This is a genomic window from Luteimonas sp. A537, assembly GCF_054052065.1.
Genome location: NZ_JBSVRH010000002.1, coordinates 259,862 through 270,426, shown reverse-complemented (window position 1 = coordinate 270,426; position 10,565 = coordinate 259,862). Strand labels below are relative to the sequence as shown.

The 10,565-nt window shown below is 67.0% G+C and carries 9 protein-coding genes and 1 tRNA gene; 8 read left to right on the top strand and 2 right to left on the bottom strand.

What is annotated here, in order from left to right:
• The first annotated feature begins 2 nt into the window (after window positions 1-2).
• The 6 genes from ACW7GZ_RS05085 (at window position 3) to ACW7GZ_RS05060 (ending at window position 6,209) form a co-directional block, all read left to right on the top strand.
• Window positions 3-656, top strand: a complete 654-nt coding sequence (locus ACW7GZ_RS05085; RefSeq protein WP_457008196.1) for an NADH-quinone oxidoreductase subunit J — start codon at window positions 3-5, stop codon at window positions 654-656.
• The gene (gene nuoK, locus ACW7GZ_RS05080) at window positions 656-979 is read left to right on the top strand and encodes an NADH-quinone oxidoreductase subunit NuoK (protein ID WP_343255756.1); all 324 of its coding nucleotides are present in this window, start codon (window positions 656-658) and stop codon (window positions 977-979) included. Before ACW7GZ_RS05085 ends, nuoK begins: the two co-directional genes overlap by 1 nt.
• A 13-nt stretch (window positions 980-992) precedes the next feature.
• On the top strand, window positions 993-3,053 hold the full coding sequence (nuoL, locus tag ACW7GZ_RS05075) for an NADH-quinone oxidoreductase subunit L (RefSeq protein WP_457008194.1): 2,061 nt from the start codon (window positions 993-995) through the stop codon (window positions 3,051-3,053).
• A 13-nt stretch (window positions 3,054-3,066) separates the two neighbouring features.
• Window positions 3,067-4,578 carry an NADH-quinone oxidoreductase subunit M gene (locus tag ACW7GZ_RS05070; protein ID WP_457008190.1) on the top strand — a complete coding sequence of 504 codons (1,512 nt, stop codon included), beginning with the start codon at window positions 3,067-3,069 and terminating at the stop codon, window positions 4,576-4,578.
• A 28-nt stretch (window positions 4,579-4,606) separates the two neighbouring features.
• On the top strand, window positions 4,607-6,055 hold the full coding sequence (gene nuoN, locus ACW7GZ_RS05065) for an NADH-quinone oxidoreductase subunit NuoN (RefSeq protein WP_457003564.1): 1,449 nt from the start codon (window positions 4,607-4,609) through the stop codon (window positions 6,053-6,055).
• A 77-nt stretch (window positions 6,056-6,132) separates the two neighbouring features.
• Window positions 6,133-6,209 (top strand) — tRNA-Met (locus ACW7GZ_RS05060).
• A 74-nt stretch (window positions 6,210-6,283) separates the two neighbouring features.
• Here ACW7GZ_RS05060 and ACW7GZ_RS05055 read toward each other — a convergent pair.
• Both ACW7GZ_RS05055 and ACW7GZ_RS05050 read right to left on the bottom strand, forming a co-directional pair.
• Window positions 6,284-7,471 carry a glutathionylspermidine synthase family protein gene (locus tag ACW7GZ_RS05055; protein WP_457008188.1) on the bottom strand — a complete coding sequence of 396 codons (1,188 nt, stop codon included), beginning with the start codon at window positions 7,469-7,471 and terminating at the stop codon, window positions 6,284-6,286.
• Window positions 7,471-8,034 (bottom strand): DUF1190 domain-containing protein, encoded by a 564-nt coding sequence (locus ACW7GZ_RS05050; protein ID WP_457003568.1) that lies wholly within the window; start codon window positions 8,032-8,034, stop codon window positions 7,471-7,473. The genes ACW7GZ_RS05055 and ACW7GZ_RS05050 overlap by 1 nt, the downstream gene beginning before the upstream one ends.
• Before the next feature lie 373 nt (window positions 8,035-8,407).
• Between ACW7GZ_RS05050 and ACW7GZ_RS05045 the strand changes: the two genes are divergently transcribed.
• Window positions 8,408-9,016, top strand: a complete 609-nt coding sequence (locus ACW7GZ_RS05045) for a ribosome maturation factor RimP (protein ID WP_457008615.1) — start codon at window positions 8,408-8,410, stop codon at window positions 9,014-9,016.
• Between the two features lie 8 nt (window positions 9,017-9,024).
• A complete protein-coding gene (gene nusA, locus ACW7GZ_RS05040) occupies window positions 9,025-10,536 on the top strand; it encodes a transcription termination factor NusA (protein ID WP_457003570.1) in 1,512 nt (503 codons plus the stop codon).
• The last annotated feature ends 29 nt before the right edge of the window (window positions 10,537-10,565 follow it).

Below are 10,565 nucleotides of genomic sequence, written 5' to 3'. Positions count from 1 at the left end.
CCATGGACTTCGTACAGCTCGCATTCCTTGCATTCGCGGCCGTCGCGGTGGCCGCCGCGGTCGGCGTGATCGGCGCGCGCAACCCGGTGCATTCGGCCCTGTTCCTGGTGCTGACCTTCTTCAGCGTGGCGGTCACCTGGATCATCGCCGGTGCCGAGTTCCTGGGCGTGGCGCTGGTGCTGGTCTACGTCGGCGCGGTGATGGTCCTGTTCCTGTTCGTGGTGATGATGATCGACGTCGACCTGGCGCCGATCAACGAGGGCTACGTGCGTTACCTGCCGGTCGGACTGCTCGTGGCGGTGGTGATGCTGCTGGAGCTGCTGTCGCTGATCGGGATCATGGCCTTCGTGGAGACTCCGTTCGCGGCGGATCCGATCGACGCCGAGGGCGCGTCCAACACCGCATGGATCGCGCGACGGCTGTTCACCGATTTCCTGCTGCCGTTCGAGGTTGCTGCGGTGATCCTGACCGTGGCCGTCATCGCCGCGGTCACGCTGACCCTGCGCCGTCGCGAGGGCACCAAGCACCAGGTTCCCGGTGAGCAGGTGCGCACGCGCCCCGGCGACCGCCTGCGCATGGTGGACATGCCGAGTTCGGTGCACGTCGCCGACGACGCACCGGCTGCCGGTGCCAGCACCGACGGGGAGGAGAAGTAATGGAGTTCCTCGGCCAGGGCCTCGCCCTCGGACACTATCTCGCGCTCGCCGCCGCGCTGTTCTGCATCAGCGTCGCGGGCATCTTCCTCAACCGCAAGAACGTGATCATCCTGTTGATGTGCATCGAACTGATGCTGCTCTCGGTGAACATCAACTTCGTCGCGTTCTCGCGCGAGTTCGGCGACGCCGCCGGGCAGGTGTTCGTGTTCTTCATCCTCACGGTGGCAGCGGCCGAGGCCGCGATCGGCCTCGCGATCCTGGTCACCCTGTTCCGTAACCGGCGCACGATCAACGTCGCCGAACTCGACACGCTGAAGGGCTGACGGAATGCCTGGCATGGAAATCGTTCTCTCCAAGACCGTACTGCTCGCGATCGTCCTGGCGCCGCTGCTGGGCGCCATCGTCGCCGGCCTGTTCGGCCGCCAGGTGGGGCGCGTCGGGGCGCAGTCGGTCACGATCCTCGGCGTGGCGATCAGCTGCGCGCTGTCGTGCTACGTGCTCTGGCAGCTGATGGCGCAGGGCGCATCGCCCTTCAACGAAAACCTCTACACCTGGTTCCAGGTCGCGGGCTACGAGATCCACATCGGATTCCTGGTCGACCGGCTGACGGCGATGATGATGGTGGTGGTGACCTTCGTGTCGCTGCTGGTGCACATCTACACCATCGGCTACATGGCCGACGACCCGGGCTACCAGCGCTTCTTCAGCTACATCAGCCTGTTCACCTTCTCGATGCTGGCGCTGGTGATGGCCAACAACTTCCTGCAGCTGTTTTTCGGCTGGGAAGCGGTGGGCGTGGTGTCGTACCTGCTGATCGGCTTCTGGTTCAAGCGCCCGACCGCGGTGGTCGCCAACCTCAAGGCCTTCCTGGTAAACCGCGTCGGCGATTTCGGCATGCTGCTGGGCATCGCCGGCGTCGCGTACTGGTTCGGCACGCTCGACTACGCGACCGTGTTCGCCAATGCCGGCCCCACCATCGGCGGCGGCCAGGTGGTCGAGGTCTTCGAAGGCCATGCCTGGTCGGTCGCGACCCTGATCTGCATCTGCCTGTTCGTGGGCGCCATGGGCAAGTCGGCGCAGGTGCCGCTGCACGTGTGGCTGCCGGACTCGATGGAAGGCCCGACCCCGATTTCGGCGCTGATCCACGCCGCGACCATGGTCACCGCCGGCATCTTCATGGTGGCGCGCATGTCGCCGCTGTTCGAACTCAGCCAGACCACGCTGCAGTTCATCCTGTTCATCGGCGCCACGACGGCCTTCTTCACCGGCCTGATCGGCATCGTGCAGAACGACATCAAGCGCGTGGTCGCGTACTCCACGCTGTCGCAGCTGGGCTACATGACCGTGGCCCTGGGCGTGTCGGCTTACTCGGCGGCCGTGTTCCACCTGATGACCCATGCCTTCTTCAAGGCGCTGCTGTTCCTGGGCGCGGGCTCGGTGATCATCGCCATGCACCACGAGCAGGACATGCGCCGCATGGGTGGCCTGCGCAAGTACATGCCGGTGACCTTCATCACCATGCTGGTCGGCACCCTGGCCCTGGTGGCGACGCCGTTCTTCAGCGGCTTCTACTCCAAGGACACGATCATCGAGGCGGCGAAGTTCGGTGCCGAGGGCATGGGCTGGGTCGGCACCTACGGCTATTGGGCCGTGCTGCTGGGCGCGTTCGTGACCTCGTTCTACAGCTTCCGCCTGCTGTACATGACGTTCTTCGGGCGCGAGCGTTTCCGCGAGGAGGCGCATGGCGAAGCTGCGCATGGCAGCCACGCGCACGACCATGGCGCGCACGAGCCGAAGGAGTCGCCCTGGGTGGTGACCCTGCCGCTGGTGCTGCTGGCGATCCCGTCGATCGCGATCGGCTTCTTCACCGCCGGCCCGATGCTGTTCGGCACGAGCTGGAGCGGCAGCGGGCAGGTGATGCCGTTCTTCACCGGCGCGATCGACCTGCTGCCGGAGAACGATACGCTCGCGCGCGTTGCTTCCGAGCTGTGGCATGGCCCGGTCGCGTTCGCACTGCACGGTTTCCTGACGCCTGCCTTCTGGCTGACCTTCGCCGGCTTCGTGCTCGCGACCGTCATGTACTGGTGGCGTCCGGAGCTGGCCACCAGGGCCCGCCGCTTGTTCGCGCTGCCGGTGAAGGTGTTGGAAAACAAGTATTGGGCCGACGATTTCTGGATCGGCGGCCTCGCAGGCGGCAGCCTGCAGCTTGGCAAGGCGTCGAGCGTGGTCGACAACCGCGTGATCGATGGCGTTGCGGTGAACGGTACTGCCGGCTTCGTCGGTCTGCTGTCGGGCGTTGTCCGCCGCCTGCAGTCCGGCCGCATGTACGACTATGCATTCGCGATGATTCTCGGCCTGATCGTGCTCCTGGCCGTGCTCATCCACTACTGGACCTGACGGAAGACGATACGTGTCGAATTTGCCTCTCCTCAGCATCCTCATCTGGCTGCCGATCTTCGGCGGCGCGCTGGTGCTCGCGCTTGGTAACCGTGCCGGCGCCGCGCGCTGGCTGTCGCTGGCGATCGCCCTGGTGGTGTTCGTCATCAGCATCCCGCTGCTCACCGGCTACGACGCTTCGGCGGCGGTGGCAACGATGCAGTTCGTCGAGGCCAGGGAGTGGATCCCGGCCTATGACATCCAGTACCACCTGGGTGCCGACGGCATCTCGGTCGCGCTGATCCTGCTCACCACGCTGGTCACCACGCTGGTGGTCATCAGTTCCTGGACCTCGATCGACAAGCGCGTCAGCCAGTACTACGCGGCGATGCTGATCCTCGAAGGCCTGATGATCGGCGTGTTCTCGGCGATGGACGCGATGCTTTTCTATGTCTTCTTCGAAGGCATGCTGATCCCGATGTTCATCATCATTGGCGTCTGGGGCGGCCCGCGGCGCGTATACGCCTCGGTGAAATTCTTCCTGTACACCTTCCTCGGCTCGGTGTTCATGCTGGTCGGCCTGGTCTACCTGTACCTGCAGGCCGGCAGCTGGCAGCTGGCCGACCTGTACGCGCTGCCGCTCAATGCCACCGAGCAGATGTGGCTGTTCTTCGCCTTCCTGATCGCGTTCGCGGTCAAGGTGCCGATGTTCCCGGTGCACACGTGGCTCCCGGACGCGCACGTCGAGGCGCCGACCGGCGGCTCGGTGATCCTGGCGGCGATCATGCTGAAGATCGGCGGTTACGGCTTCCTGCGCTTCAGCCTGCCGATCGTCCCCGACGCCGGCCACGAGTGGGCATGGCTGGTGATCGCGCTGTCGCTGGTGGCGGTGATCTACGTCGGCCTGGTGGCACTGGTCCAGCAGGACATGAAGAAGCTGATCGCCTATTCGTCGGTCTCGCATATGGGCTTCGTTACCCTGGGCATCTTCATTGCTTTCGCGCTGGTGCGTGACAGCAACCCGGAGGCCGCGCGACTCGGCCTGCAGGGCGCGATGGTGCAGATGGTTTCGCATGGTTTTGTTTCAGGCGCCATGTTCACCTGCGTGGGCGTGCTGTACGACCGCATGCACACGCGCAGGATCAGCGACTACGGCGGCGTGGCCAACGTGATGCCCTGGTTTGCAGCGTTCTTCGTGCTGTTTGCCTTCGCCAACTCGGGCCTGCCGGGTACCTCGGGCTTTGTTGGCGAGTTCATGGTCATCCTGGCCTCGTTCCAGAGCCATCCGTTGATCGCCTTCGTGGCCGCCCTGACCCTGATCCTGGGTGCCGGCTATACGCTGTGGCTGGTCAAGCGCGTGCTGTACGGCGAGGTCGGCAACTCGCACGTCGCCGCGATGAAGGACATCACCGGCCGCGAGGCCCTGGTACTGGGCGTGTTTGCCGCCGGCGTGCTCCTTGTCGGCCTCTGGCCCAGGCCCCTGACCGACCTGATGGAACCGTCCATCGCGCAGCTGGCGGGCATGCTCGCCAACAGCAAGCTTTGAGGAACACGACGCGATGATGCCTGGAGCTATGACCCCTCCCGTCCGGACACTGGCCGACCTCGCGCCGCTGGCGCCCGAGTTCGTGGTGGTGATCGGCGCGTTCGCGCTGCTGATGCTGGACCTGTTCATGGGCGAGCGCCGCCGCGTGGTGACCCACGGCCTTGCCGTGGTGGTGCTGCTTGGCGCCGCGGCGATGATCGTGATGGGCGTGGGCGGCCACGGCATGGTGCTGGCCGACATGTTCGTGCGCGACACGATGGCCGATGTGCTGAAGGTGCTGATCCTGGTGCTGACGGCCGTGGCGCTGGGCTATGCCTGGCCGTTCATGCGCGAGCGCGGCCTGTACAAGGGCGAGTTGCCGGTGCTGATGCTGTTCGCCACGCTGGGCATGATGCTGCTGGTCTCGGCGCCGAACCTGACCACGATCTACGTCGGCCTCGAGCTGCTGGCGCTGTGCCAGTACGCACTGGTCGCCTTCGACCGCGACAACGCGACCGGCTCCGAAGCCGCGATGAAGTACTTCGTGCTCGGCTCGCTGGCCTCGGGTCTGCTGCTGTTCGGCATGTCGCTGGTTTACGGCGCCACCGGCAGCCTCGACCTGGCCACGATCAGCAGCGCTGCGACCGTCGTCGACGGCGGCACCCGCACCCTGTTGCTGACGGGCACGGTGTTCCTGGTGGTGGGCGTGTGCTTCAAGTTCGGCGCCGCGCCGTTCCACATGTGGCTGCCCGACGCCTACCACGGCGCGCCCACGCCGATGACCCTGTTCATCGGCTCCGCGCCCAAGCTTGCCGTGTTCGGCATGGCCTACCGGCTGCTCGAATCCGGGCTTGGTCCGCTGCAGGACCAGTGGCAGGTGATGCTGGCCCTGCTTGCGGCGCTGTCGCTGGTGGTCGGCAACGTGTTCGCGATCGCGCAGACCAACCTCAAGCGCATGCTCGCGTATTCGACGGTGTCGCACGTCGGCTTCCTGCTGCTCGGCCTGGCCGGTGGCGGCGCCGAAGGCTATGCCGCTGCGATGTTCTACGCCATCAGCTACGCGATCATGGCGACCGCGGGCTTCGGCGCGATCGTGATGCTGTCCAGGCGCGGCTTCGAAGCCGATCGCATCAGCGACTTCAAGGGCCTCAACGCCCGCAGCCCGTGGATGGCGGCGATGGTGCTGGTGATCATGGCCTCGCTGGCGGGCGTTCCGCCATTCCTCGGCTTCTGGGCGAAGCTGGTGGTGCTGCGCGCGGCGATCGGCGGCGACATGCTGTGGCTGGCGATCGTCGGCATCGTGTTCGCGGTGGTTGGCGCGTTCTACTACCTGCGCGTGATCAAGGTGATGTACTTCGACGAGCCCGAGGGCGTGGCCATCGAAGTGCGTGACAACGGCCCGCTGAAGCTTCTGTTCGGTGCCAATGCGATCGCGTTGCTGGTGCTGGGCATTGCCTGGAACCCGCTCATGGCGTGGTGCCAGGCGGCGTTTGCCTGATCGAACGCAGGGCCCTGCCGCGAAGTGCGGCAAGGCTTGCAAGTAATCCGACTCTGCTCCATAATAGTCGGCTCTGGTGCGGGGTGGAGCAGTCTGGCAGCTCGTCGGGCTCATAACCCGAAGGTCGCAGGTTCAAATCCTGCCCCCGCTACCATTTACACCTGCGGCGGCGTTCCTGGAAACAGGGACGCCGTTTGCTTTTGTGCGTCCCGGTCCCTGCTGGAAGCCTCAGGCTTCCAGCACCATCCGCTGTCCGCGACCCTCGCCGACGATGGCATGGGGTACGAAGCGCGCGCTGTCGCGCGTGATCGGTGAGTCGTCTTCGCGGATACCCATGCCGCAGGCAAGGTCGCCAACCACCCAGCTGCCGACCAGCGGATACGCAGCGCCGTGTTCGGGCAGTGGATGCAGCGCCTGGCGGATCGAAGGACCTCCGTAGGGTCCCGGCTGCTGCAGGGTGCGGCCGTCGGCGTAGTGCATCTCGATGTTCGCGCCCTCGCGCGAGAACAGCGGTTTGCGAACCCAGCCCGGCGGCAACGCGCCGCCGTCGTCGAATTCCGCCGGCAGCAGGTTGGGGTGGCCGCGATGGCGTTCCCACAACAGCGGCAGCGCGCCCTTGTTGCTGAGCAGCAGCTTCCACGCCGGCTCCAGCAGCCGCAGGCCGGAGCCCGGCAGGGCCTGCGCGAACTCGTCGGCGAACAGGTCCTCGAGCGGATACAGCTTGAACAGGCTGGCGATCAGCACGTCGTCACCGGCGGTGAAGCGCCCGTCGGCGGAAAGGCCGATGTCCTCCATCGCCACCGAGCCGGATTCGATCCCGGCCTGGGCGGCGCAGTCGCGCAGGTAATCGACGGTGCCCTGGTCCTCGGGGCTGCCCTGCGAGGCCGCGAAGTACAGCGGCCTTGGAAGGCGGTCGCCGACCTCGATGAAACGCGCGACCAGCGCTTCATGGATCGCATTGAACTGGTCGGCACCGGGGGGCAGGGCGCCGGTCTCGCGCTGGTGCTCCAGCCAGTCCCACTGGAAGAACGCGGCCTCGAACAGGGATGTCGGCGTGTCGTAGTTGAGTTCGTACAGCTTTGCCGGCCCGCGGCCGTCGTACGCGAGGTCGATCCTGCCGTAGAGGTGCGGATCGCGCTGTCGCCAGCTTTCGGCGACCTGGTCCTGCGCGTCGGCGGGAATCGCGAGCCGCTCCATCAGTTCCTGGCTCCCGGCGGCTTCACCGGCGAGGTCCATCGCCATCGCGTGCAGCTCGGCGGTGGGATCCTCGATATCGTCCTCGACCTGTTGCAGGGTGAAGGCGTAGTACACGCTCTCGTCCCAGTAGGCGGCGCCGTCGATGGTGTGGAAGGCGAAGCCGCAGTCCTCCGCGCGCCGCCGCCACTCCGGGCGCGGCTCGATTGCGACGCGGCGCATCAGCCGCCGGCGCTGCGGCCGGCGCCGGCGCGACCGAAGCCGCCGCGGCGCACGGTGGGCGCACGGTTGGGCTGGAGCTCGGTGCGGGCCAGTGCGGTGGCGCCGCCGGCACCGGGCTGCGGGCGCAGCCATCCGGACTGGTTGGAGAGGAACGCGGGCGACGTGCGCGCGGCACCGGCCGTGGCCGCAGCCGGACCTGCGCCGGGTGCCGGTGCCATGGCGCCGCCGCGGCTGTTCAGCATCTGCGAGAGCACGAAGCCGGCCATCATCGGGCCGACGAAGCTGCCGCCGCCGGCCTGCTGCCGGGTGGCGCACTGTCCTTCTCCGAACTCGGCCTCGCACTCGGCGGTCGAGGCATAGCGCGGTGCCACCGCGTCGGCCTGCGCCTGCGCCTGGTCGAAGGCCTGGCGGCACATCGACGGGTTCATGGTTTCGGTGGCGCAGGCCTCGACGGACGTGAACAGCCCTTCCGACGTCTGCACTTCGGGCTGCTGCGCGCAGGCGACCAGGAGCAGCGGTGCCGAGCCCATCAGCACAAGGGCGGTCTTTCTGGAGCGTTTCATCAAGCCTGGTACCTGTTGCGGGAGACTGCGGCAAGATTACCCGATGCGCAGCCGGGCCGGACCCGCCGCTCAGGGCTGGAGGCGGCGCCCGGCTTGCGATACGCCGGGCCTGGGCATATACTCCAGCGGCTCAGCGGAACCTGCAGGACCATCGCATGCGCCTTCGGCGCCGGTCCGGCACCGCTGCAAGCTTTTCGCGGTCGACGGAGAGCCTCCCAGGAGGCTTTTTTCGATTGCGGGAATCGGGCTCGCGCGGTGCGCAACGAGGCGCGCCGGCACCGGATCCAGCAGCATCGGACAAGGGGCCCGCCGGGCCCTTTTTTATTTTTTGCGCCCGGCGCGGCAGGCAATGGACCAGGACAGAGGAGGCATCGTGGCCGACAAGTCGACCGACATCGCGGATCTCCTTTCGCCGACCGTTGCCGCCCTCGGCCTGGAGCTGCTGGGCGTGGAATACCTGCCGTCGCCCGGCGGCGGCGCGATGCTGCGCCTGTACATCGACCGTCCGGGTGCGGATCCGGCCGCCGATGGCCAGGGCGTCGGCATCGAGGACTGCGAGGCGGTCAGCCGCGAGGTCTCCGCCCAGCTCGACGTCGAGGATCCGATCAGCAGCAACTACACCCTCGAGGTGTCGTCGCCCGGCGTCGACCGGATGCTGTTCACGCTGGCGCACTTCGAGCGCTTCATCGGCGAGCAGGCGAAGGTCGGCCTGAAACTGCCGCAGGACGGCCGGCGCAGGCTGCTGGGGCGGATCGTCGCGGTGGAGGGCGAAACAGTCACGTTCGACATCGACGGCCGGCCGTTCACGGTCGCTGGCGACAACATCGACAAGGCGCGCCTGGTGCCCGACTGGGTGGCGCTTGGCTACGGGCCGGCGAAGGACGCCTCCGGGCGCGATGCGCGCCCGGGCAAGGGCAAGCCCGGTGGCAAACAAACAACCAACAACAAGCCGGCGGCGTCGAAGCCGTCCCGTGCGGAGTAATAGAGAAGATGAGCAAGGAACTGTTGCTGGTCGTCGATGCGGTCGCCCATGAGAAGGGCGTGCCGGAGTCGGTGATCCTTGAAGCCCTCGAGGCGGCCCTGGCCACCGCGGCCAAGAAGCGCTATCTCGAGCAGGACGTGCTGACCCGCGTTGCCATCGATTCCAAGGACGGCAATTACGAGACCTTCCGCCGCTGGGAGGTCGTGGCCGACGACGTGGTGATGGAGTCGCCGGACCGCCAGATCCGCATGATGGACGCGGTCGACGAGGCCGAAGGCGTCGAGATCGGCGACTACATCGAAGAGCAGATCGAGAACGTCGACTTCGGCCGCATCGCCGCCCAGGCCGCCAAGCAGGTGATCGTGCAGCGCGTGCGCGAGGCCGAGCGCCAGCAGGTCGTGGACGCGTGGAAGGACCGCGTGGGCGAGCTGGTCACCGGCGTGGTCAAGCGCGTCGAGCGCGGCAACGTCTTCGTCGACCTCGGCGGCAACGCAGAAGCTTTCATCCCCAAGGACAAGGCGATCCCGCGCGACGTCGTGCGCGCCGGCGACCGCATCCGCGGCTATCTCTATGACGTGCGCACCGAGCCGCGTGGCCCGCAGTTGTTCATCAGCCGCGCCGCGCCGGAGTTCATGGTCGAACTGTTCAAGCTCGAAGTGCCGGAAGTCGGCCAGGGCCTGGTCGAGATCAAGGCCTGTGCGCGTGATCCGGGCGACCGCGCCAAGATCGCCGTGGTCGCCTACGACACCCGCACCGATCCGATCGGCGCCTGCATCGGCATGCGTGGTTCGCGCGTGCAGGCGGTGTCGAACGAGCTCAACGGCGAGCGCGTCGACATCGTGCTGTGGTCGGACAACCCGGCGCAGTTCGTGATCAACGCGATGGCGCCGGCCGAGGTGCAGTCGATCGTGGTCGACGAGGACAAGCACTCGATGGATCTCGCGGTCGCCGAGGACCGCCTGGCGCAGGCGATCGGCAAGGGCGGCCAGAACGTGCGCCTCGCCAGCCGCCTCTCGGGCTGGCAGCTCAACGTCATGACCCAGGACCAGGTCACCGCGAAGTCGGACGCCGAGCAGGCCACGGCGCGCGCCCTGTTCCAGGAGAAGCTGGAGGTCGACGATGAGATTGCCGGCATCCTGGTGGCCGAGGGCTTCAGCACGGTCGAGGAAATCGCCTACGTGCCGGTTGGCGAGCTGCTGGCGGTGGAGGGCTTCGACGAGGACATCGTCGAGGAACTTCGCGCCCGCGCCCGCGATGCGCTGCTCAACGACGCGCTCGCGGTCGAAGAGGAGCTCGGTGACAACGTTCCGGCCGACGACATGCTGGCGCTTGAAGGCATGGATGACGAAACCGCCTTCGCGCTGGCCGCCAACGGCGTGTGCACCGCCGAGGACCTGTCGGACCTCGCGGTCGACGAGGTGCTGGAGTTCGGCATCGAAGGCCTTGACCAGGAGCGTGCCGCAGCCCTCGTGCTGGCCGCGCGCGCGGGTGAGATCGCGCGCCTGGAAAGCGAAGGCTGACAGGCTGGGGCCATCACGGCCCCCGAGCA

Excerpts from the sequence above, each read along its gene's own strand:
- nuoN (WP_457003564.1), top strand. The coding sequence starts at position 4,607 with ATGACCCCTCCCGTCCGGACACTGGCCGACCTCGCGCCGCTGGCGCCC.
- ACW7GZ_RS05085 (WP_457008196.1), top strand. The coding sequence starts at position 3 with ATGGACTTCGTACAGCTCGCATTCCTTGCATTCGCGGCCGTCGCGGTG.
- nuoK (WP_343255756.1), top strand. The coding sequence starts at position 656 with ATGGAGTTCCTCGGCCAGGGCCTCGCCCTCGGACACTATCTCGCGCTC.
- ACW7GZ_RS05050 (WP_457003568.1), bottom strand. The coding sequence starts at position 8,034 with ATGAAACGCTCCAGAAAGACCGCCCTTGTGCTGATGGGCTCGGCACCG.
- ACW7GZ_RS05055 (WP_457008188.1), bottom strand. The coding sequence starts at position 7,471 with ATGCGCCGCGTCGCAATCGAGCCGCGCCCGGAGTGGCGGCGGCGCGCG.
- nusA (WP_457003570.1), top strand. The coding sequence starts at position 9,025 with ATGAGCAAGGAACTGTTGCTGGTCGTCGATGCGGTCGCCCATGAGAAG.
- nuoL (WP_457008194.1), top strand. The coding sequence starts at position 993 with ATGGAAATCGTTCTCTCCAAGACCGTACTGCTCGCGATCGTCCTGGCG.